Origin of the sequence: Nocardia sp. NPDC050712 (assembly GCF_040654295.1) — a bacterium.
In the GTDB taxonomy this organism is placed as follows: domain Bacteria; phylum Actinomycetota; class Actinomycetes; order Mycobacteriales; family Mycobacteriaceae; genus Nocardia.
The window spans coordinates 1722847-1744084 of sequence record NZ_JBFAHT010000002.1; the positions used below are offsets into that span (position 1 = coordinate 1722847).

General features: G+C 68.9%; 20 protein-coding genes. 11 read left to right on the forward strand and 9 right to left on the reverse strand.

Going from position 1 to position 21238, the window contains the following annotated elements; all coding sequences use genetic code 11:
* Positions 1 to 54: 54 nt before the first annotated feature.
* Both AB0H76_RS18910 and AB0H76_RS18915 read right to left on the reverse strand, forming a co-directional pair.
* Positions 55 to 777: a histidine phosphatase family protein gene (locus AB0H76_RS18910; protein WP_357325099.1), complete on the reverse strand. Its 723-nt coding sequence runs from the start codon at positions 775 to 777 to the stop codon at positions 55 to 57.
* Between the two features lie 13 nt (positions 778 to 790).
* Complete coding sequence (locus tag AB0H76_RS18915; protein WP_357325102.1) at positions 791 to 1726, reverse strand: undecaprenyl-diphosphate phosphatase; 936 nt, start codon at positions 1724 to 1726, stop codon at positions 791 to 793.
* A gap of 271 nt (positions 1727 to 1997) precedes the next feature.
* On the opposite strand from AB0H76_RS18915, the gene AB0H76_RS18920 reads away from it, so the two are divergent.
* From AB0H76_RS18920 to AB0H76_RS18940, 5 genes are all read left to right on the forward strand, one after another.
* Positions 1998 to 2993: an aldo/keto reductase gene (locus tag AB0H76_RS18920; protein ID WP_357325105.1), complete on the forward strand. Its 996-nt coding sequence runs from the start codon at positions 1998 to 2000 to the stop codon at positions 2991 to 2993.
* A 31-nt stretch (positions 2994 to 3024) separates the two neighbouring features.
* Entirely contained in the window at positions 3025 to 4050 is a 1026-nt protein-coding gene (locus AB0H76_RS18925) for an ABC transporter substrate-binding protein (RefSeq protein WP_357325107.1), read from the forward strand.
* Positions 4047 to 5201, forward strand: coding sequence for an iron ABC transporter permease (locus AB0H76_RS18930; protein WP_357325110.1), 1155 nt, complete (start codon positions 4047 to 4049; stop codon positions 5199 to 5201). Before AB0H76_RS18925 ends, AB0H76_RS18930 begins: the two co-directional genes overlap by 4 nt.
* Positions 5202 to 5226: 25 nt before the next feature.
* On the forward strand, positions 5227 to 6066 hold the full coding sequence (locus AB0H76_RS18935; protein ID WP_357325113.1) for a heme ABC transporter ATP-binding protein: 840 nt from the start codon (positions 5227 to 5229) through the stop codon (positions 6064 to 6066).
* 86 nt (positions 6067 to 6152) lie between these two features.
* Positions 6153 to 6683 carry a hypothetical protein gene (locus AB0H76_RS18940; protein ID WP_357325116.1) on the forward strand — a complete coding sequence of 177 codons (531 nt, stop codon included), beginning with the start codon at positions 6153 to 6155 and terminating at the stop codon, positions 6681 to 6683.
* On the opposite strand, the gene AB0H76_RS18945 is transcribed toward AB0H76_RS18940, so the two are convergent.
* From AB0H76_RS18945 to AB0H76_RS18960, 4 genes are read right to left on the reverse strand one after another with little or no spacing between them, the layout of a single operon-like run.
* Positions 6684 to 7052, reverse strand: coding sequence for a YrdB family protein (locus tag AB0H76_RS18945; protein ID WP_357325119.1), 369 nt, complete (start codon positions 7050 to 7052; stop codon positions 6684 to 6686). It abuts the gene before it with no gap.
* A 12-nt stretch (positions 7053 to 7064) separates the two neighbouring features.
* Positions 7065 to 9191 carry an MMPL family transporter gene (locus tag AB0H76_RS18950; protein WP_357325121.1) on the reverse strand — a complete coding sequence of 709 codons (2127 nt, stop codon included), beginning with the start codon at positions 9189 to 9191 and terminating at the stop codon, positions 7065 to 7067.
* Positions 9192 to 9208: 17 nt separating this feature from the next.
* On the reverse strand, positions 9209 to 9736 hold the full coding sequence (locus tag AB0H76_RS18955; RefSeq protein ID WP_357325124.1) for a hypothetical protein: 528 nt from the start codon (positions 9734 to 9736) through the stop codon (positions 9209 to 9211).
* 7 nt (positions 9737 to 9743) lie between these two features.
* Positions 9744 to 10100 carry a hypothetical protein gene (locus tag AB0H76_RS18960; protein ID WP_357325127.1) on the reverse strand — a complete coding sequence of 119 codons (357 nt, stop codon included), beginning with the start codon at positions 10098 to 10100 and terminating at the stop codon, positions 9744 to 9746.
* A 146-nt stretch (positions 10101 to 10246) separates the two neighbouring features.
* On the opposite strand from AB0H76_RS18960, the gene AB0H76_RS18965 reads away from it, so the two are divergent.
* The 3 genes from AB0H76_RS18965 to AB0H76_RS18975 are packed head-to-tail and all read left to right on the forward strand — an operon-like array spanning position 10247 to position 12579.
* Positions 10247 to 11245 carry a hypothetical protein gene (locus tag AB0H76_RS18965; RefSeq protein WP_357325130.1) on the forward strand — a complete coding sequence of 333 codons (999 nt, stop codon included), beginning with the start codon at positions 10247 to 10249 and terminating at the stop codon, positions 11243 to 11245.
* Positions 11246 to 11494 carry a DUF5703 family protein gene (locus AB0H76_RS18970; RefSeq protein ID WP_357325133.1) on the forward strand — a complete coding sequence of 83 codons (249 nt, stop codon included), beginning with the start codon at positions 11246 to 11248 and terminating at the stop codon, positions 11492 to 11494.
* A 5-nt stretch (positions 11495 to 11499) separates the two neighbouring features.
* On the forward strand, positions 11500 to 12579 hold the full coding sequence (locus AB0H76_RS18975; RefSeq protein ID WP_357325136.1) for a quinone-dependent dihydroorotate dehydrogenase: 1080 nt from the start codon (positions 11500 to 11502) through the stop codon (positions 12577 to 12579).
* Positions 12580 to 12643: 64 nt separating this feature from the next.
* Here AB0H76_RS18975 and AB0H76_RS18980 read toward each other — a convergent pair whose 3' ends face one another.
* Together AB0H76_RS18980 and AB0H76_RS18985 are read right to left on the reverse strand one after the other, a co-directional pair.
* Positions 12644 to 13003: a hypothetical protein gene (locus tag AB0H76_RS18980; RefSeq protein WP_357325138.1), complete on the reverse strand. Its 360-nt coding sequence runs from the start codon at positions 13001 to 13003 to the stop codon at positions 12644 to 12646.
* 313 nt (positions 13004 to 13316) lie between these two features.
* Entirely contained in the window at positions 13317 to 13595 is a 279-nt protein-coding gene (locus AB0H76_RS18985) for a hypothetical protein (protein WP_357325141.1), read from the reverse strand.
* 496 nt (positions 13596 to 14091) lie between these two features.
* Here AB0H76_RS18985 and AB0H76_RS18990 point away from each other — a divergent pair, with 496 nt between their 5' ends.
* Together AB0H76_RS18990 and AB0H76_RS18995 are read left to right on the forward strand one after the other, a co-directional pair.
* Positions 14092 to 15624 carry a PfkB family carbohydrate kinase gene (locus tag AB0H76_RS18990; protein ID WP_357325143.1) on the forward strand — a complete coding sequence of 511 codons (1533 nt, stop codon included), beginning with the start codon at positions 14092 to 14094 and terminating at the stop codon, positions 15622 to 15624.
* Between the two features lie 279 nt (positions 15625 to 15903).
* Positions 15904 to 16737 (forward strand): GTP cyclohydrolase II, encoded by an 834-nt coding sequence (locus AB0H76_RS18995; protein ID WP_357325146.1) that lies wholly within the window; start codon positions 15904 to 15906, stop codon positions 16735 to 16737.
* Here AB0H76_RS18995 and AB0H76_RS19000 read toward each other — a convergent pair.
* Entirely contained in the window at positions 16684 to 20109 is a 3426-nt protein-coding gene (locus AB0H76_RS19000; protein WP_357325149.1) for an alpha/beta fold hydrolase, read from the reverse strand. The genes AB0H76_RS18995 and AB0H76_RS19000 overlap by 54 nt on opposite strands.
* Before the next feature lie 234 nt (positions 20110 to 20343).
* Here AB0H76_RS19000 and AB0H76_RS19005 point away from each other — a divergent pair, with 234 nt between their 5' ends.
* Positions 20344 to 21072: a GTP cyclohydrolase II gene (locus AB0H76_RS19005; protein WP_357325152.1), complete on the forward strand. Its 729-nt coding sequence runs from the start codon at positions 20344 to 20346 to the stop codon at positions 21070 to 21072.
* Positions 21073 to 21238 lie beyond the last annotated feature (166 nt).

Consider the following 21238-nt stretch of genomic DNA (forward strand, 5'->3'; position numbering starts at 1 on the left):
CCGCTCACGTCACCCTGATCAACCATCCGCGGCGCTGATACGCCGCTTCTTCGTTTACAAGGAATCTCGGCGCTCCGCATTCCCATTATCCGCACCGGGAGTATTCCCCGGCTCGCCGCCGGGAACCGGGCCTTTGTCCGCGGCCCCGGCCGGTGCCAGCCCCGACAGGTCCGGGCCGGTGTCGTTCAGCCGCCAGACGTACGGGGCGGTGGGTGTGTAGCGGATCACGCTGAGCGAGGACGGTTCCACCACGATGCGCTGGAAGCCGTCGAGGTGGATACCGAACGCGTCGGCCAGCACGGACTTGATGACATCGCCGTGCGTACAGGCCACCCACAGCACGTCAGCGCCGTGTTTTTCGGCGAAGGCGCGGTCGTGATCGCGGATCGCGGCGACCGCGCGGGCCTGCACCTGGGCCAGTCCTTCCCCGCCGGGGAACACCGCGCCGGAGGCATGCCGCTGCACCACTTTCCACAGTGGTTCGGTGACCAGATCGGCCAGCGGCTTGCCGGTCCAGGCGCCGTAATCGACCTCGAGCAACCGCTCGTCGAATTCCGGTTCCAGCCCGAGTTTCTCCGCCAGCGGCGCCAATGTTCGCTGACAGCGCAACAGCGGCGAGGACACCAGGTGCGCGATCGGCAGGGCCGCGAGCCGGTCGACGAGCCCGCGGGCCTGCTCGGCGCCGCGCTCGGTCAGATCGACTCCCGCGCTGCGACCGGCCAGGGTACGGGCGGTATTGGAGGTGGATTGGCCGTGCCGCAACAGGATCACCGTCATGGAGTCACCCTACTCATGTCGCCGAGACCACCCCGGCCGCCAGCAGGCCCATCACGACCAGTCCGAGCACGATCCGGTAGCCGACGAACCAGTTCAGCGAATGCTTGCCGACGAACTTCAGCAGCCACGCCACCGAGGCGTAGCCGACGACGAAGGCGACGATCGTCGCGACCAGCAGCTGCGGGCCACTCGCGTTCAGGCCCTCTCCGGCGGGTTCGAACGCGTCGGGCAGGCTGAACAGGCCCGAGGCGGTGACGGCGGGGATCGCGAGCAGGAACGAGAATCGCACGGCCGCTTCGCGTTCCAGGCCGAGGAACAGGCCCGCGGTGGAGGTGGCGCCGGAGCGCGAGACACCGGGCACCAGCGCCAGGCACTGGGCCAGGCCCATGATCAGGCCGTCGCGCGTGGTCAGCTGCTCGATCGGGCGTTCCTTGCGGCCGTAGTGCTCACCGGCGGCGATCACCAGCGCGAACGCGATCAGCATGAACGAGACCAGCCACAGATTCCGGGCGCCGGTGCGGATCTCGTCCTTGAACAGGAACCCGAGCACGCCGATCGGAATGGTGGCGATGATCACGTACCAGCCGACGCGGTAGTCCAGGTCGCGCTGCGCCTCGGCTTCCTGCAGGGCCAGGCGCTCCCGGGTCATCACCGGCAGCTTGGTGGTCACCTGATCCGAGACCGGCACCCGGTTGCGGACGGTGAGCTTCTCCCACATCACCGAGAACCACACCCGCACGATCCGGCCGATGTCCTTGGCGAAGTACACCAGGACCGCCGCCTCGGTGCCCAGCTGCGTGACCGCGGTGAACGAGGCGCCGGCGTCGTCGCCGAAGAACACCGACGACACGATCCGCAGATGGGCCGAGGACGAGATCGGCAGGAATTCCGTGAGTCCCTGCACCAGACCGAGTATCAATGCCTGCACCCAGGTCATCGACTCACCCACGCGCGCGCCTCCTGTTCGAGCTGACTGAATTGCCCGTTCTCACTGGGCAATTGGGGCGCGGCGGCGCACCCGGGGGTGCGAACCGCCGCAATCTCGCAGCGACAGTACAGGCTCCGGGCGTGGCGCGGCCTACCGGCCGGTTCCAGTCCGCGCTCGCCGGCGACCACGCGCAGCTCAGCCGAAACGACCGGCACACCCCCGCGCCTGTCGACGGACTCCGGGCCCTCCTCCCGTTTAGGCTTGGCGCCGTGACGAATGCGTGGACGTGGTGATGGAACAGCGGACGGTCGGCCGTAGCGGCCTACGAGTGTCCCGGATCGGACTGGCCACCCACACCTGGGGTGCGCGGACCGACGCCGAGTCCGCGGCCGCGCAACTGGTCGCGTTCACCGAGGCGGGCGGCACGCTGGTCGACACCTCCCCCGCCTACGCCGGCGGGGCGGCCCAGCGTGTGCTGGCCGAGCTGCTCGGTGACCTGGTGTCGCGCGACGACCTGGTGATCAGCGGCTGCGCGGGCGTCATCCCCGCGATCGACCCGCCGCACGCCGATCCCGCGCTGCCCACCACCGAACCGTTGCAGCCCACGCCGGAAGCGTTGCGGCCCACCATCGATGCCTCGCGCCGCACGCTGCTGCGCCAGCTCGACCGGACCCTGCTGGAACTGGGCACCGACTATCTCGACATCTGGAGCGTCGCCGCCTGGGACCCGTCGACGCCGCTGGACGAGGTCGCCGCGACCCTGGAGTACGCGGTGCGCTCGGGCAAGGTGCGCTACGGCGGGGTGCGCGGTTTCAACGCCTGGCAGCTGGCCAGCTTGGCCGCGATCGCGCCGGTGTGCGTCGCGCAGACCCCGTATTCGCTGCTGGCGCGCGATGTGGAGCACGACGTCGTGCCCGCCGCCCGGCACCACGGGCTCGGCATCATCGCCTCGGCGCCGTTGGCGGGGGGCATCCTCACCGGCAAATACCGCGACGGTGTGCCCGCCGACTCGCGCGGCGCGGACGAGGCGACCGCCGCGGAGATCACCAACCGGCTCGACGAGCGCGCCACCCGGGTGGTCGACGCCCTGGTCACCGCCGCCGACGGCCTGGGCACCTCGCCCCTGGCGGTGGCGCTGGCCTGGATCCGGGACCGGCCCGGCATCGCCTCGCTGATCGTCGGCGCCCGCGACATCGGTCAGCTGACCGGGGTGATGGCCGCCGAGACCCTGGAGTTGCCGCGTGCCATCGGGGCCGCCATCGACGATGTCAGCGCACGCACCGAATGAGCCCGATCGGGGTGGGCTTAGGCTTGCCTACATGAGTCGTTCCGTTGGCATCCGCGCCGTCCTGGCCGTGCTCGCGCTGTTCCTGGTCGCCGGAACCGCCGCGTGTGGCACCGACAGTGGCGCCGCGGCGAGCGGGCAGCACGGACTGTCCACCGCGAACCTGACCGATATCGCCCCGGAGCCGGTCGGTCCGCCGCCCACGCCGGTGCTGCCGGCGACGGTGCGCTCCTTCGACGGCGCCGACGTGACGGTGAACTCCGCGGACCGGATCATCGCCGCCGACCGCTACGGCACCCTGATCCAGACCGTCTACGCGCTCGGCCTGGGCGCGAACCTGGTGGGGCGCAGCACCTCCGGGGTGTTCCCCGCGATCGCGGACCTGCCGATCGTCACCGGCGGCAACGGCTCGCTGAACGTGGAATCGATTCTGGCGCTGCGCCCGACGGTGTTCCTCACCGACTCCACCAGCGCGACGCCCGCCGTGCGCGAGCAGTTGCGCGCGGCCGGCGTCACCGTCGTGTATTTCGATCCGCAGCGCAGCATGGCCGGGGTGGCGCCGCAGATCGAGGCGGTCGCCGCGGCCCTCGGTGTCCCGGATCGCGGCCAAGCCCTGACCAAGCGCACCCGCGACGAGATCGCCGCCGCCGAGGCCTCGGTGCCCGCCCAGGACAAGCCGCTGAACATCGCGTTCGTGTACCTGCGCAGTTCGGCCATCACCATGCTGGCCGGGCCCGGCTCGGGTGCGGACGCGCTGATCGCCTCGCTCGGCGCGCACGACGCCGGCACCGCCGCCGGCCTGAAGGAACCTTTCACCACGATCACCAGCGAGGCCATGATCAGCGCCGCGCCCGACGTGCTGCTGGTGATGACCGACGGCCTGAAGTCCATCGGCGGCCTGGACGGCCTGCTGAAGGTCCCCGGCATCGCCCAGACGCCGGCGGGCCGCAACCAGCGCGTGGTCCAAATGTCGGACTCGAATCTGCTCAGCTTCGGCCCCAACACCGGCCGCGTCGTCGCCGCGCTCAGCAAGGCTGTCTACGACCCCGCTCACGCATGAGCGAACGGCTAGGCGGCCCGGCCGATTCGCCGGCCGAGGTGGCAGACCCGGCGAACGCCGAGGGCACTCGGCCGACGTCCGCTGACTCCCCGCGGCTCGAACTGCCCGCCGCGCGCGGCCGCTCCCGGACGACGCTGGTGTTCGCCCTCGCGATCGCCGCGCTGATCGTGCTCGCGCTGATCTCGGCGGCCGTCGGGCAGGTGCCGACCACCCCCGCCGAGGTCGCGGGCAGTATCGCGCACCGCATCGGCGTGGACTGGGGGCCGATGCCCGCCCATCCCGCCGGTGAGGTGACGCTGTGGGAGGTGCGGTTCCCGCGCGTGCTGCTGGCGATGCTCGTCGGCGCGGCGCTGGCCACCGCCGGCGCGCTGTTGCAGGGCGTGTTCGCCAATCCACTGGCCGAGCCGGGCGTGATCGGCGTCTCGGCCGGCGCGGCCGTCGGTGCGGGTGCGGTGATCGTGATGGGCGGCGCGTTCGTCGCGGCCTGGTCGATCGCCGCGGCGGCCTTCGTCGGCGGCCTGATCACCACGCTGATGGTGTATCTGCTGTCCCGCTCGAACGGGCGCACCGAGGTGGTGACGCTGGTGCTCACCGGCGTCGCGATCAACGCGTTCGCGGGCGGGCTGATCGCGTTCCTGCTGTTCGTCGCCTCCCCCGCGGCCCGGGATCAGATCGTGTTCTGGCAGCTGGGCAGCCTCAACGGCGCCACCTGGGACGCGGTCCAGGTGGTCGCGCCGCTGACAGTCGCGGGCGTGCTGGCCGCGATCCTGATCGCGCCGCGCCTGGACCTGCTGGCGCTGGGCGAATCCGCCGCGCGCCACCTCGGCGTCGACGTGGAACGGTTGCGGCGCAACGTCATCGTGATCGTCGCGATCCTCGCCACCGCGGGTGTCGCGTTCTCCGGCATCATCCTGTTCGTCGGCCTGATCGTGCCGCACCTGGTGCGCATGCTGGTCGGGCCCGGGCATCGCGTGCTGATCCCGCTGTCGGCGATCCTCGGCGCGGTGGTGCTGCTGGCCTCCGATGTCGGGGCGCGCTCGCTGGTCGACAACGCCGACCTGCCGCTGGGCATGCTCACCTCGCTGATCGGCGGGCCGTTCTTCTTCTGGCTGCTGCGCCGCACCCGGGCCCGGGCCGGAGGCTGGGGATGAGCGATTCGAGTCGAGGAGAGCGGGCGTGAGCGGGTTGGACGCGGTCTTCGCGCGGGCACACGAATTGCCGGTGCGGCCCGAACGCGGCACGGTGACGCTGCGCGCGAAAGGGCTGTGCGTTGACCGGCGCGGGGCGGCCCGCCGCGTGCTCGACGCCGTGGATTTCGAGGTCGCCGCCGGTGAGGTCGTCGCGCTGGTCGGGCCGAACGGCGCGGGCAAGTCGACGCTGCTCGCGGCGCTGGCCGGGGAACTGGAGGCCGCCACGGGCGTCGTCGAACTCGACGGCCGCGCGCTGACGCACTGGACGCCGCTGGACATGGCGCGCCGCCGGGCCGTGCTGCCGCAGACCCACACCGTGGGTTTTCCGTTCACCGCGCTCGAGGTCGTCACCATGGGCCGCGCCCCCTGGGCGCGCACCGAGCGCCGCGCCGAGGACGACGCGCTCATCGCAGGGGCCCTGGCCGCCGCGGACGTGGCACACCTTGCCGCCCGCCCCTTTCCGACCCTGTCCGGCGGTGAACGCGCCCGCGTCGCCCTGGCCCGCGTGCTCGCCCAGGACACCCCGACCCTGCTGCTCGACGAGCCCACCGCCGCCCTGGACCTCGGCCACCAGGAGGCCGTGCTGAAGCTGGCCGCCGACCGCGCCGCGGCGGGCGCGGCGGTCGTGGTGGTGCTGCACGATCTCGGCCTGGCCGCCGCCTATGCCAGCCGGGTCGCCGTGCTGGAAGCCGGCCGCGTCGCCGCCGACGGCCCGCCGCGCGAGGTACTCACCACCGAGTTGCTCAGCCGCGTCTACCAGCATCCGGTCGAGGTGCTGGACCATCCCGTCACCGGCGCGCAACTGGTGCTGCCGATTCGCCGCTGAACCGGCCCGGTCACCGCATCCGGCGGGGCACTGCCGTTAAGGTCTGAGTTGATCTTGAACGCGTCGCTCCACGCCACCGCCCGGAAGTGAGGGATGCTGTGCGCAAGTCGGTGAACATCGTTGTGGCCCTGGCGTTTTCCGCCGGTTTCGCGCTGGCCGCCGCGCCCACCGGGGCGGCGCACTCCCCCGTCGGCACCTGCTACGGCGGCGACTTCCGCTGGACGGCCACCGAGGGCGGGATCACCATGGCCCCGCAACTGCTGACCTTCACCTCGGTGGGGCGGCTGTGGGGCTGCGAGGGCATGGCCGACATCTCCGGCGGCACCTTCACCGGCGAGCACGTGGCCTGGTCGGATTGCATGCACCCCGCCGACGGCCCGCTCACCGTCGAGATCGCCTGGTCCAACGGCGAACTCAGCAAGCTGTGGGGCCCGTGGCCGGTGGGCATGATGCAGCCCACCGTCGGCGATCTCACCGTGGTGAAAGGCTATGGCCTGGGCAGCCGGGTGCAGGTCAACGCCTGGTACGAGATGATGACCCCGGATCAGATCAACGGCTGCGTGGGCCCGGGTATCGGCACCGGCGTCGGCCGCATGAACGCGACCATCGTGGCCTGACTACCGCGCTCCGACTTCCACCTGCAACGTCCCGTCCCCGAAATAGCGGACCAGGGCGTTGACCACCCACAGCGCGAAGAACAGCACACCGAGCACCGGGCCGATTGCCACACCCCAGGCGAGCGCGCCGCCACCGAACCAGATCAGCTCCAAGGCGATTCGCCAGGGACCGTGCAGCCGGTAGCGCGCGTTGCCCGCCGCGCCGAACAGCGCCCACATCCCGATGAACAGCAGCGGCGTGAGCAGCCCGGCGACGACGCGCAGCAGCAGCGCGCCATCCAGGGTGAACCCCCACGTGGCGGCACCGGCGATGACGCCGAGTTCCAGCAGGAACATCACGAATAGGTTGGCGCCCTTGATGATTCGCACGACCGGTCCCCCTCAGCGCCAGATCAGCTTCAGTACCGCCGGGGTCAGCAGCATGCGGATCACCGTGGCGTCGAGGATCAGCGCGGCGATCATGCCATAGGCGATGTACTTCATCAGCACCAGGTCCGAGAACCCGAACGCCCCGGTGACGACGATGAGAATCGCGGCGGCGGAGGTGATCACGCCGCCGGTGTGGGCGACGCCGTAGCGGATCGCCTCCTCGGCCCCGGCCCCGGATTGCCGGGCCTCCGACACCCGCGACAGCAGGAACACCTCGTAATCGGTGGACAGGCCGAACACCACGGTCACGATCAGCGCCAGCACCGCGAACATCAGCGGACCGGGCGTGAAGTGGAACAGCTCCGAGCCGTGCCCCTCGACGAAGATCCAGGTCAGCACGCCGAGCGTGGCGACGAGGCTGAGCCCGCTCATCGCAACGGCCTTGAGCGCCAGCACGATCGAGCGGAACGCCGCGTATATCAACGCCAGCGCGGCCAGCGACAGAATCGCCACCAGCAGCGGCAGGCCCGCGAGCAAGCCGTTGATACTGTCGCGCTCCAGTGCGGGCACACCGGCCACCATCACCTGCACGCCCTCGGGTTCGGGCAGCGCACGCAGTTTCGCGATCACCTCGTCGGCGTCGCGCTTGTCGGTGAGCCCGGCGTTGAGCACGTTCACGCCGTCCTTGGTCGCCGCGCTCGGCTCGAACCGCCCGGTCAGCCCGGGCACCTGGTTGGCGGCGTAGCGAATGTCGCTGAGCTGCTGCGGATTCGCGTCCACCACCACCAGTTTCAGCGGTTCGGTGCGGAAGCTGGGGAACAGCTCGTCGAAGCGTTCCTGGGCGACCCGCGCCGGGCTCTCCGCGGCCAGATACTTCTCGCTGATCCCGCCGAACTCGATGTGGCGGAACGGGATCGCCAGCGCCAGCAGACCCAGCACGATCGGCACGGCGACCACCCACGGCCGGCGCTTGCGCTTGCCCGGATCGCTCGCGTTCGTCCCCATCGCCCACATCGCCAGCCGGGAGAAGAACCCGGCGTCGATCTGCGCCTCGGTCTGGGTGCGGGAGAAGCGTTTCCAGCCCCACAGATCGATCCGGCGGCCCGCGATACCGAGTGCCGCGGGCAGTGCGGTGACCGACAGCAGCGCCGCTAGCAGCACCGAGCTGATCCCGCCGTAGGGCACCGAGCGCAGCACGCCGTTCGGGAAGATGAACAGCGCCGCCAGGCTGACCGCGATGATCGCCGCCGAGAACATCACCGTGCGGCCCGCGGTGGCGACGGTGCGCGCGACCGCGGTCTCCACCGTCTGCCCCGCCGCCAGCTCCTCCCGGAACCGGGTGACGGTGAACAGTCCGTAGTCGATCGCCAGCCCGAGGCTGACCAGCGTCATCACGATGCTGGCGAAGACGTTCACGTCGATCAGACCGGTCAGGCCGCGCATGATGCCCGCGGTGCCCAGGATCGTCATGCCGCCGATCAGCACCGGCAGCAACGCGCCGACCACCCCGCCGAAGACGAAGTACAGCAGGATCGCCACCAGCGGCAGCGCGATGATCTCGGCCCGCTGGATGTCGTCCTGCATGCCGGTATTGAGTCCGGCCAGGATCGGCTGCAACCCCGCCAGCTGCACCGTCGTGCCGCCCGGCCCGCCGCCGGGCACACCGGCGCGCATCTGGTCGACGATCGCGGCGTAGTTCTCCACGGTCGCGGTGCCCTCCCCGCGCAAGCCGACACTGGCGAAGGCGTGTGTCTTCGTGGCGTCGGTGGCGTTGGCGGCGAAGGGGCTGTCCCAGTAGCTGTCGATCTTCTGGATCCGGTCGGGGAAACGCTCCAGCAGGGCCCGCAGGTCGGCGGTCACCGGGCCGCGCACGGCCGGATCGTCGACGGTGGCACCGGCGGGGGCGGTGTAGAGCAGGATCAGGTCGCTGTCGGTGTCGCGGCCGAAGGTGGAATCGGCGATCTTGGAGGCGGCCACCGATTCGCTGGATTCGTCGAACCAACCCTCCTGGGTCATCCGGTCGGCCACGCCCCGCCCGTAGAACCCCGAGATCAGCACCGCGAAAACCGCCAGGGCCAGCACGAGATAGCGATGCCGGTAGATGAAACGGCCCCAGCGCTCACCGACCCCGCCGGGCATCCCCGAGTCCCGCATCCCTAGCCGCAGGCCGCGGAGCGGTAGTCGGCCGAACGCAGGATGCCGCACAGGTCGGTGCGGGAGATCTTCCACTTGCCGTCGAGCCAGACGAAATGCACGACCGTGGTGCGCACGGCGCTGCCGGTGCCGTCCTTGTCCAGGCGCATGGTGGCGGTCAGGGTGCCGTCGCGGTTGTCGAAGACCGGGTCGGTCACGCCGTAGATCGCGCGCGGATTGTCTTGCAGCGCTTTGTACATGTCGGGGATGGCGTCCTTGAACGCGTCGCCGTCCTCGATCAGCGCGGTGCGCTCGCTGTCGGGCAGCGAGGGGTCCAGCGCGCGCTTGATCTGCACGTCCAGCTCGGCGGCGCTGGGCAGCGGCCGGTTCGCCACCGAAGCAGAGGTCGCCACCGACGCGGACAGCGAGGCGTTGGCCGAGGAGCGCGCCGCCGCCACCGCGGCGTCGTCGGGACCGGAGCCGCCGCAGGCCGCGGTGCCGCCGGCCACCAGCAGGGCGGCCGCGAGAACGGTGAGTCGTGAGGAAAGCATCAATTCCCTACATACCATCGATGACGGAACTGATCCGCCCCAGCAGGGCGCGCACGGTTGTGACGTCCCGGTCCGCGGCAGCCTCGACCGGCACGGCGTCGGGGATCATATCCCGCACCAGCGCGACCACACTGCGCTCGTCGTCCAAATCCACATCGGTGACCCGCACCTGCGCCCCCGCGACCACGTCGTCCGGCCCGGGCACCGCGGCGACCAGATCCGCGCGATAGATCTCCAGCGTCAGGACCGGGCCGACCGTGCGAAACGCGTAGGGCCGGCCATCGGCGGTCGTGCCGAACCCGTGAGCGAAAGGACCGACGGTGATGTCATCGATGACAAACCCCGATGGATGGTCGGCTTTCAAGAGAGCTCCCTGAGTCGAACACTGCGTATCACCAAGATAATCGACCGGCGGCTGGCCGAAACCCCGACGTGACACCCCGGTCGGCGAGCCCGGTTCCGCATCATGGTCAGATAGTGGGGTTGACCCCGGTAGTGAAGGAGTTCGGTGTGCGCGTCCCGTTGGCGCTTGCGAGTGCGGCGACGCTGCTGTTGCTGACCGGGTGTTCCTCCTCCGGCGACAAGCCTGACGCACCGACCAGGGAGCCCGCCACCGCCGCGGTCGCACCCGTCCCCGCGGCCGCACCCGCCGGCCAGGTCGTGCCGCTCGGCCGCGCCGTTTCCGCGCTGGTCGCCGATGCCGGCACCGGACAGCTCGCGGCCCTGGACGGCGCGACCCTGCTGCTGGTCGACCCGAACACCGCCGCCGTGCGGACGGTCGCGCTGCCCGGCCCGGGTGCGAGCCTGGCCGCGGGCAAGCCCGGCGAGATCCTCGTCGCCGCACCGCAGCGCGTCGTCCGGGTGGACGTCGCCGCCGCCGAGACCACCGAGATTCCCGTCGACGGTGACGTGCGCTCGGTCCTGCAGGGCGCCGACGGCACCGTGCTGGCCGGCACCGCCGACGGCCGGGTCCGCACCCTGGCCGCGGACGGCGCGGTCGTGCGCACCGTGCCCGGCCTGATCTCCGCCGACGTGCTCGCCCGCACCCCCGATCATCTCGCCGTGCTGGACCGCCACCAGTCCTCGATCACCGAGATCGAGCCCGGCGCCACGGACCTCGGCCTGGCCCAGCGCGCCGGCGACGGGGCCACCATGATGATCGCCGACCACTTCGGCCGTGTGCTGGTCACCGACACCGCCGATAACGAATTGCTGGTCTACACCACCGGACCGCTGCTCCTGCGGCAACGGTTCCCGGTAGGATCGTCGCCTTACGCACTTGCCTACGATCAACGGTCCGAGACCGTGTGGGTGACGTGTACGCAGAGCAACGAAGTTGTCGGATTCGATCTCTCGACGGGTATACCGGTGGAGGTGGGCCGCTACCCGGCGGTGCGTCAGCCCAACTCGGTCACGGTGGACGAGCGCACCGGTGACCTGTTCGTCGGTTCCGCGACCGGTGACGGGGTGCAGCGAATCCGGGCGGATCAGCGGAAGAGAGGGCAGTAGATGACGCCGAAACACTCCCGCGCTTTACCGGCGAGCTGGACGGAAAACACCAGTGACGACTACGAATACGTGCCGTTACGACTACCGAAGGACATGAATCGGGTGACCGCCTCCATGCGCCTGGCGATCCAGGCCGAATACGGCGGCTGGGAGCTGTCGCGCGTCCGCGCCTACACCGACGGCAGCCGACGGGTCCTGCTGCGCCGCCGTAAATCCGCTCTCCTACCCCAGCCCGAACCGGGGATGTGACGCCGATGTACACACTACTGCTGCGCGTGATGTTCTTGTTCGATCCGGAGAAAATCCATCACTGGGCGTTCACCGCCATGCGATGGGCCGTGCGCTTCGCGCCGGCCCGGCTCGCCATGCGCAAACTGCTGACCGCCGAGGATCCGATCCTGCGCAACCGGGTGTTCGGGGTCGACTTCCCCGCGCCCCTGGGCATGGCCGCCGGATTCGACAAGAACGCCGACGGCGCCGACACCTGGGGTCCGCTCGGTTTCGGCTACGCCGAGATCGGCACCGTCACCGCGCAGGCGCAGCCGGGCAACCCGGCGCCGCGACTGTTCCGGCTGCCCGCCGACCGGGCGCTGATCAATCGCATGGGCTTCAACAACTTTGGCGCCGCCGCGGCCGCCGAGCAGCTGCGTACTCGCCCGTCCACGGTGCCGATCGGCGCCAACATCGGCAAGACCAAGATCGTCGAACCGGCCGGCGCCGCCGCCGATTACGCCACCAGCGCCGCCCTGCTGGGCCCGCTGGCCGATTTCGTCGTCGTCAACGTCAGCTCCCCCAACACGCCCGGCCTGCGTGATCTCCAGGCCGTCGAGTCCCTGCGCCCGCTGCTGCAGGCGGTCCTGGACACCGTGCGGGTCCCGGTGCTGGTGAAGATCGCCCCCGACCTGTCCGACGACGACATCGACGCGGTCGCCGACCTGGCCGTCGAACTCGGCCTGGCCGGGATCGTCGCCACCAACACCACCATCCGCCGCGACGGGCTGCGCACGCCCGCCGCGGACGTCGCCGCCATGGGCGCGGGCGGCCTGTCCGGCCCGCCGGAGGCCGAGCGCTCCCTGGAAGTCCTGCGCCGCCTCTACGGCCGCGTCGGCGACCGCGTGGTCCTGATCTCCGTCGGCGGCATCGAAACCGCCGACCAGGCCTTCGAACGCATCCTCGCCGGCGCCACCCTGCTGCAGGGCTTCACCGGCTTCATCTACGGCGGCCCGTTCTGGGCCCGCACCATTCATCGCGGCATCGCCGAGCGCCTGCGCCGGCACGGTTACACCTCGATCGCCGAGGCGGTCGGCGCGGAGAACGTCGCCCGCCGCACCTAGATTCCGGGCGCGGGCGGTCGCCGGGCTCGACCCCGCCCCGAGCCCGGCGACCGTTCGGGTGCACTCAGTGCAATCGAGCCAAGTGCGGCCGGTTCCGGTTTCTCTCGGTGACGGGCGGATCTTCGACTTCCTCGAGTTGCAGGCGGGTGATCATGCGCTTGGACAGCATGATCACCGCCTGTTCCCAGAGCAGGCCGAGTTCGGCGGCGCAGTCGGCGGCACGAGCCTGGATCAACCGGTTGTGCACGGAGTCGATGTCGCTGAGGATTTCGTCGAGTTCCATCCCGGCCCAGGCCTGTTGGCGGGTCAGCAGCCGGTCGGGCAACCAGCTGAGCCGCCATAATCGCGGCCCGGCTCCGGTCTCCCGGTAGGCCGTCTCGGGCGTGATGTCGCTGGTCATGGTCCATTCGGTGGTGCGGATCATTGCGCTCTCTCCGGGTGCGGCAGCTCGGTGCCGAGCTGTTCCAACGGAATTCCGAGTTGTCCAGCGCAGTGGACGGCTCGAAAGATGTGCCATCCGGTCGTGCCGGAATGTCTGGGTGCTGAGGATCTCCGCTGTCGCGCGACCTGCGAAGGGTCGCCGACGGTGAGATCCGTCCCCGCGATTAGCTGTTCACGTCTGAGAGGTCGGTCGAGCGGCCAACCCGACCATTGGGCTCTGGTGCACTTATCGGCAACCCGATATGCCGATTCGCTGGGCATATCGTTAGTGACAGACCAGTCGGTTACATACCGATTCACGACCGCCTCCGGGCAAGTATCCGCAGGTACAGGCTGTTAATGACGCGGCGCAGCGGTGCGGTGCCGTGTTCGCCCCGCTCAGCGGCGGGATCCGCCGCCAGGTCGCGGTGTGTTTGCTCGCGCAATTCCATTGCGGCCCGAGCCTGTTCGCGGGTGCACGGCTCCGGCGTCCAGCTCAGGCGCCAGGCCGGTTCCGCGGAGCGGCGGCTGGGCCGCCAAGCCCAGTCGGGCGTGACGCTGCTGGTCATGGACCGGCTGCATTCATAGATCGTCACGGCTGTCTCCCCGGAGGCGGCGTCGTCGACCGGTGTACCGCCTGGCTTTTGGGTGCACGCGACCCGGCCGACAGGTCGAACCGGTCGGTCGGGTCTCGCATGAATCCGGAGGTGGCGGCAGCCGGGTGACGGCGAGGACAAGATGTCTGCTGGATGCTGGCGACCGCACGGCGGTCTCGCCTAGCCTCGGAAATTCGGCTCCAGCTCGGTATCGGGCCGGTGCTGCCGGCGCCGGCGGATGCGGCGTTTCACGAGAACCACTCTCATCACCAGACCCTCCCGAGCTCCTGGTGGGGCGATAGGTCGCCGGGGTTTCAGTGTGACCGGTCCGGCGGGTCTGTCGCTACTACTCTTTGGCAATTGCCGCCCGTTTGGCGTCAATTGTCGTGACACTCAAGGAATTCACCGCCCGAGGTCTGGCTAAACACGCAAATTCCGCCTATCGTGGCGCCATACGGCCAGCAAACCCCGACCACCTCGAGGAGTGGATCGCGCTATGGCACCGCAGGACTCGGGAGCCGCCGCGGTGCAGACGATCCTCACGCGGCTGGGAAAACATCGTGGCCTCGCCGGTGGTGCCGCGCGCCTGCGCAAAAGCGTGGTCGACATCGGCCCGCTGCTGGAATTGGAGCCGGTCCGCAAGCGCGCCTACCGCGACCGCGTCGAGCCCGAACAGGCCGCGCTGCTAGTAGTCCGCGACCTTGCCCGGCAATTGCCACCCACCGAACGTTTGATCGCCGACGCCGCGCTGGCCCTCGAGCTGCTCGCCGACACCCCGCCCGCGGGCCTGGATCTCACCCTGTTCTACGGCACCGACCTCGGCCGGCGACGCGAATTCCTCACCGAGAACTGGCCGGTACTACTGGCCCACCTCGGCCTCGACCACATCCCCGAAGCGCCCTCGGTCCGCTCCCTGCGCGACAAACGCGAACTGCACGCGGTCACCCTGCTGGCGCGCCTGCTCACCGGCGACACCGGCTACGTCGCGGTCGCGCCCACCGAAGTCGGTGTCCGGCAACGGGCCTCGCGCACCGCCCGGGGGGTGGTCACAGTGATCGGCGACGCGGTCATCGATCACATCTACCGCACCGACCGGATGCCCACCGTCGCCGGTCCAGCCGCCCGTGGGCGATTCGAGGAGCGAATCGGCGGCAAAGGGCTCAACCGCGCGATTGCCGCCGCGCGTCTCGGTTTCCAGGTTCGGCTGCTCACCGCGGTAGGCGACGATGCCTATGGTCACCGGATCTTGCGCCGGCTCCGCACAGAGAAGGTCGATACCGAACTCGTCAAACTGATGCCCGGCCTGCGAACTCCAGTGGCAGCCATGATCATTACCGGAGGCGGCGGGATAGGCACGATTGGCAGCATCGATGACGCCGTGCGGCTCAGCGCGAACGATCTGAACGATCCTGCGGCAGAAGAGGCGATTGTCGAGCCGGACGCGCTGCTGCTGACCTTCGAACAACCCATCGCAGTGATCGAGCAGGTCTTCCGCATGGTCCGGCAGCTGTCCGACCCGCCATGGATACTCGTGCACCCCACTCCGTCAGCGGACCGCCCGCAGTACTTGTACGAATATTTCAGCCAGATCGACTACATGATCGGGACGCGGCGCGAGTTGGCCAGTTTGCTCGACACGAAAACCGCCGCTCCGCCGGACGGCAGCGTCGACGAACTCGATCACACCCCGGAGTCGGTCGCCCAGAAGCTGCTGGCTATGGGGGTAGACACGGTCTGCACGGTCGAAGGGTTCGAGTGCGCGGTGCGTTCGCGCCAATCAACCTATGACATCCCCCGCCCGATCGCCGCGCGGCTCGATGAATCCCCCGGCGCCCGTGCGGCTTTCATGGCTGCCCTGGCTTCCAGACTGCTCACCAACGAGCGCTCTGCGAACCGTGAGGATTTCATCTACGCCACCTCTGCCATGGCCGCGACCCAATCGTTCAGCGACGTGTCCGACGCGATGCCGCTCGCCGAAGAGATCGATCGGATCGTCAATTTTCCGGCAAACAAGATGGAAGAACGCTGAACTGGATGGCCGCGGGCCTGGTGCCAGTGTTCGCCGATGCCGAATAGGCGGTCGAAATGCCCGCAATGCCCTTGTGGACCTCGGCCATAGTCAGTCGCTATGCTCTGCGACCACCGCCCTGCGCTGAACCGATCGCGTTCCGGCGGCGCGGACGAAATGCCCGGATGATCTTGCCCAGCCAAGTGCACTGCTCTGAAGTATCGTCTGGTCAAAGCGTCGCCAGCCGCTGCGCCGGACCCTTTGCCGACTGTCCCCAGCGCCATACCTTTCCGGAGGATCATGACCACCTTCATGTCGAAGCCCGGCGAGACCGAGCACCGCTTCTCCCGGAAAGGGCGCGAGTTGCGGGTTCAGGTCATCGAGCTGGACGGTGGCCACGGCGAGCAGGGCTTCGCGCTGGTTTTCGGACAGGTTGCCGATGATTGCCTGGTCCGGATTCATTCGCGTTGCCTCTACGGAGAATCTCTGTTCTCCGACGATTGCGACTGCGGCCCGGAACTCGACAAAGCCCTCGATCTGATCCAGAAGGCGGGCCGGGGGGTGCTGATCTATCTGGAGCAGGAAGGCCGGGGTCTGGGACTGATCGCCAAGGCGCGGGGCTACCGCTATGCCGAACGTACCGGCAGCGACACCTTCACCAGCTACGAGGCGCTCGGATACCCCGCCGACCCGCGCACCTACACGGTGGCCGCCCGCGGGTTGCACGCCCTCGGGCTGCGGTCGGTGCAGTTGCTCACCAACAACCCCGCCAAAGTCGAAGCCCTGGTGGGCTCCGGTATCGCGGTCACCACGGTCCCGCTGCGTACCCGCGCGCTGAGCAAGCGTGCGCGTGATTACCTCGAGGCGAAACGGCGTCGGCGCGGTCATTGGATTCCCGGTGACTTCGCGCCGTGGGCAGAAGAGGCGACGGTGGTGCTGACACCGGCCGTCGAGAACCGTGCACTGACCGACACGGCGGTCTTGGCGCCGGTGCCCTGTGACGCGGCGTGGGACGCCGATATCGCGGCCACGCCGGCCAGCACCGAACCCAAACGGCGGATGCGGTTCTGGAAGAGCTCGTCACAGCCACAACCGCAGCAGCGAGAGATTGCCGGCGATCTGCGAGTCCGGTAGTCCGGCGTCGAGGAAGTCCTGGCGGTTCTCCGTTCCGGTGAGCACCGCCAGGAACTCCACTTCATTTCCTTTCGCGGCCGCGTAGTCGCGGCGGCTGTCGCCGACGTATCGAATCTTCTCGGGGACGATGCCCGCCCGGCTCAGAGCCTCGATAGGCCGACGCAACACCGCACGGTCCGGCTTGTGCGCGCCGGTTTCGGCAAAGCCGTAGATGTCGCCGCGCTCGAAGTAGTGCTCCAAGCCCATCTGTCGCAAGTCCTGCAGCACATATTCGTACTTGCCGGAGCTGACGATGATCAGCCGGATCCCGCGCTGGCGCAATGCCTCGAGCAACGCCGCCGCGCCCACGGTGGGCACCGGCCGTTGCGCGGCCATCGCCTGGCGGTAGCGGACATCGAACTCGATCGGATCGATGGTCGGGACGATGGTGGCGATGAGCTGATCTATGGGCTTGCCCCAGGCAGCTCGGATGGTTTCGTCCTCCAGCAATACACCGAATGTCGCGGCGGTCGAACGCAGCGCGGGCCAGCGCGTGCGGATAGTCGCGGCGACGGTGTCGTCGAAATCGAAAAGAACTGCGCGGCAGTCGTTCAGCAGCCGAGCGATGGTCGCGGAGTGGCTGTCCGCCGGGTGCTCGGGGTCGGGCGTGTTACCCACGATCACGTCGGCTTCGGCGACCATGTCGGTCATGCCGAGACGGACAAAGTATTCCCGCGCGGTCCGAGCGCGTCGGCGGGCCCGCTCGTAGTCTTGCGAGACAACCGCGATCTTGGCGAGTCCGAGATGGCACCGCCCCAGACTGAGCGAATGATCGATCTGGCTCGCGAGCAGCAGTCCGCGCTCGTACATCGGACGGGCGTGCGCGGGGCGGCCCGACTCGAACCAGGCGTCGGCCAGGTGGACCAGCGAGTTGGCCGCGCCTTCCAGGCTGCCCATGCGCTCGTACTGGCGCTGAGCTGTCTGGAAGGTCTCGATAGCGATCGGGAACTCCGATTCCCGCAGTGCGCACATGCCCAACTCCACCAGCGTCGCGGCCCGGCCTTCGGCGTCGGCTGTCTCCGGCGCCTGCTCCAAGACCTCGCCGAACAGGCGGCGAGCCGTGGAGTACTCACCGAACCGCGAGTCGAACTGCGCACGCAGCCGGATCGTCTCGCGGCGGTCCGCCGCGGCGGCATCCGGCGGGAGCGCCGCCTCGCTCTGCTGCAAGCAGTCGAGCGTGTCGGCGTACCCGCCGCGCCACACCTGGACGCGCCCGAGGAGCGCGAACATCCTGGCGCGCCCGACCCGGTCATGCGCGATTCGGGCGGTCTCGGCCGCCTGGGTGCACAGGCGAATCAAATCACTCCAGTAGCCTCGCACCCACAGGAATCCGGCCAGCGTCTCGGCGAAGTCGATCGCGTTGCGGCACTCGTTCTTTCGTTCGCTCTCGACCGCCCGCCGGTACGCCGTGTCGGCGAAGGCCAGAATGTTCTCCCGCTCCCGCTCGAGCAGACGGATGCGCTGCGGCTGGGTGTAGATATCGGCGTGCGCGGTGCAGAAGTCGCGATAGTAGTCGATCAGGCGGTCTTCCAGATGGGCTCGCGTGTGCGGGTCCAGCTTGCTCAGCGCGTACGCGCGAGTCAGGGGATGGACTCGCAACCGGCTCCCGTCCGGATGCTCGGCCCGGGAGAACTCCAGCAGCGACGTCGCACCGAGCGCCTGGAGTTGCCCGCGCAATTCGTCCTCGGGCAGGGCGACTACCGCGCCTATGGCTTCCCGACCGGCCGAGGTCGGATGCAGGGCCACCGACATCACCATCGTGCGGGCATCGCGGTCGTGGGCCAGCAGTTCGTTCCAGGTCCGGTCGAAGATCGCCTCGAACAGATCCCGGTCCGCGGCACTGCGCAACCGTGCCGTCACTGCCGCGAGATCGTCGCCACCATAACGCATTTGGGCTGCCGTCAGTCGGATCGCCAGCGGACTGCCGCCGGTGGCGACGAGATAATTGCGTACTCCGGAACGCTCGCCCCCGCTGCCGGACGGCTCGAGTTGCGGGATGTCCAGACGGCGGGCTTCGGAGCCGGCCAGCTCACTGCTGGCTCGGTCGTCGAGCCCGCCGATATCGACCGACCACGCATCGCCGGAGAAGCGCTGCCGGGAGGTCACCAAAACTTTGCTGTGGGTCGGGTCAATCCGCGCGATGAACCCGCGAATCTCCGGGTCGTCCACATCGTCCAGATTGTCGATGATGATCAGGCACCGAGCGCTGTTGAGATGACCGATGGCGTGATCCATCTTGTCCGGCATGGGCAATGCGCGCAGGTACGGGAAGTGCAGCACATCGGAGATCGCATCGATCAGAGCATCGAGGCTGTGCGGACCCGCCTTCTGGTCGTGCCAGACGATCACGTCGAACCGAGTGTCCCCTTCGGCCTTGACCAGCTCCCAGCCGATTCGGCAGGCCAGCGCGGACTTGCCCATACCGCCCAGGCCCCAGATGCTGACGACCTGGTTGCGCGAGGTGAGCCCGGCATGGGTGCGGGCGAGTTCGCTGGTCCGGTTGACGAAGTCGGTCGTCGGCGCGGCCAGGTTGTGATGGATCCGCGCATCCGGCGAAACACGCTCAGCCGGAACAGAGTTCGGCAGCGGCTCCGCGGGCACACGGAGTTCCGGAGTCCCGAGCGCTTCACGCAGCCGCTCCTTGAGCGCCAGAAATGCGAGTGCGTCCGAGGAATCCGCCGCGATGATGGAGAAGTGGTCTCCCGGCAACGCGCCGGTGCGGGCGAAAACATCGCATGCCGAGGCGTAGCTGACCACCCCGTCGGTCAATCCCGCGTACGCGTAGATGGGTATCGGGCATTGTGTGGCATCCAGGCGCGTGGCGTCCTGGATGCCCCGAAGCACCGTCTTGCGGATGCGTGTTACCTCATCATCGAGCGGACGCAGCTGCCGTTCCTGCGGATGCACCCAGAATTTCGCGATCCGGCGCACCATGATGCCCAGTTCTGAGCCGCTGTTCGGGCAGGCGAACATCACCACCGCGCGAATACGGCTCAACTGCAAGCCCTGGTTCTCCTGGAGCATCCGAGCCAGGAACCGCTGCACGATCAACCCCCCTTGGCTATGACTGACCAGCACGATCCGCTCATACCCGGCCACCCGGAGCTCGAGATAGGTCCGCAGCAGCAGCGCGACCGCGTCGTAGTCCGGAATCACCCGCAGCGGGTGCAGGCTGAACTTGGGACTGGGATAGTCGAACGCGAAATCGGTGATCTGCGTGTTGATCTCGTCATCCTCGGCAAGCCGAGCGCGCATCGCCGCCCAGGTCCGCCCGGACGAAAACAGACCGTGCACGAAGACCACCGCCGACGTCGGTGTATCCGCACCACTCACCGACACCGCTCCTCCCCTGGGCCGCTTCGGGACGTCTCAACGGTATCCCTTTGCACGGCACCACGAGTGAAAGTCCAACGCCGAACCCTCCTCCCGATACTTGTTTTCGGAAGCTCCCGATAGCTGCGGCCTATGATCAGTGGCAGAAGCCAGCCATCGGGAGCGTGAATGACAGGCAGAGCACAGAGTTCGGCGCCCAGACCAGACGGTCGAGACGGATTGTTCACCGAGCCAATGTGTACTTTGCGGCGCAAGGGCAGCGACCTCCAGGTTCGAGTTCGCGAGTTGCCTGGTGGGGACGGTGGCTACCTGCTGGTGTTCGGGGAACCCTCCGATGGCTGCCTGGTACGAATCCACTCCCGATGCCTCTTTGGTGACGCCCTCGCCTCCGACGATTGCGACTGCGGTCCCGAACTCGACATGGCGATGGACAGGATCCAAGACGCCGGTTCCGGCGTGCTGGTCTACCTCGAACAGGAAGGGCGCGGCGTCGGGCTGGTTGCGAAGGTGCTCGGTCTGCGCGAGACCGAACGCTCCGGCGCCGATACGTTCACCAGCTATCACCGCCTCGGTTTCCCCGAGGACGCGCGCTGCTACAAGCTGGCCGCCGTCGCGCTGGCCAAGTTGCTCACGGATCAGTTCGGGGTCACCGAGGTCCGGCTGATGACCAACAATCCGGAGAAGGTCGAGGCCCTGAAGTCGGCGGGGCTCGCCGTCACCCCGGTTCCCCTGGGCACGCGGGCCCGCAGCGAACGCGCGCGCAAGTATCTCGAGGCCAAGCGCAAACACCGCAAGCATTGGATCCCGATCGAGGACGCACTGCAGGACACCGCCCAGTTCGAGCCGCTCGACCTCGCCGTTCCCTGGGAAGCCGCGCCGCCGCCGCCCGCCGCCGAGCCCAAGCGCGGACTGTCGCGACTCTGGAAGCGCGCACCCCTGGTCGCGAGCGGCCCAACGGCCTGATCCGCTCCCCGATAGTGCTCGGCATCTCGGTAAGGGACGCCACTTTACTAATTCTTTGGTTACGATAAGTGAGCCGCGCCACTCGATGACGCGCCGCACCGTGAGTTGATGACACAACCTTCTGCACACTGTGTCATGCACGGGACGGCGCCTTCGGGGACGGTTG

Bases quoted from the DNA above. Each gene is read 5' to 3' on its own strand.
- AB0H76_RS18910 (WP_357325099.1), bottom strand. From the start codon at position 777: ATGACGGTGATCCTGTTGCGGCACGGCCAATCCACCTCCAATACCGCC.
- AB0H76_RS18920 (WP_357325105.1), top strand. From the start codon at position 1,998: ATGGAACAGCGGACGGTCGGCCGTAGCGGCCTACGAGTGTCCCGGATC.
- AB0H76_RS18925 (WP_357325107.1), top strand. From the start codon at position 3,025: ATGAGTCGTTCCGTTGGCATCCGCGCCGTCCTGGCCGTGCTCGCGCTG.
- AB0H76_RS18930 (WP_357325110.1), top strand. From the start codon at position 4,047: ATGAGCGAACGGCTAGGCGGCCCGGCCGATTCGCCGGCCGAGGTGGCA.
- AB0H76_RS18950 (WP_357325121.1), bottom strand. From the start codon at position 9,191: ATGCCCGGCGGGGTCGGTGAGCGCTGGGGCCGTTTCATCTACCGGCAT.
- AB0H76_RS18955 (WP_357325124.1), bottom strand. From the start codon at position 9,736: ATGCTTTCCTCACGACTCACCGTTCTCGCGGCCGCCCTGCTGGTGGCC.
- AB0H76_RS18970 (WP_357325133.1), top strand. From the start codon at position 11,246: ATGACGCCGAAACACTCCCGCGCTTTACCGGCGAGCTGGACGGAAAAC.
- AB0H76_RS18975 (WP_357325136.1), top strand. From the start codon at position 11,500: ATGTACACACTACTGCTGCGCGTGATGTTCTTGTTCGATCCGGAGAAA.
- AB0H76_RS18980 (WP_357325138.1), bottom strand. From the start codon at position 13,003: ATGATCCGCACCACCGAATGGACCATGACCAGCGACATCACGCCCGAG.
- AB0H76_RS18990 (WP_357325143.1), top strand. From the start codon at position 14,092: ATGGCACCGCAGGACTCGGGAGCCGCCGCGGTGCAGACGATCCTCACG.
- AB0H76_RS18995 (WP_357325146.1), top strand. From the start codon at position 15,904: ATGACCACCTTCATGTCGAAGCCCGGCGAGACCGAGCACCGCTTCTCC.
- AB0H76_RS19005 (WP_357325152.1), top strand. From the start codon at position 20,344: ATGTGTACTTTGCGGCGCAAGGGCAGCGACCTCCAGGTTCGAGTTCGC.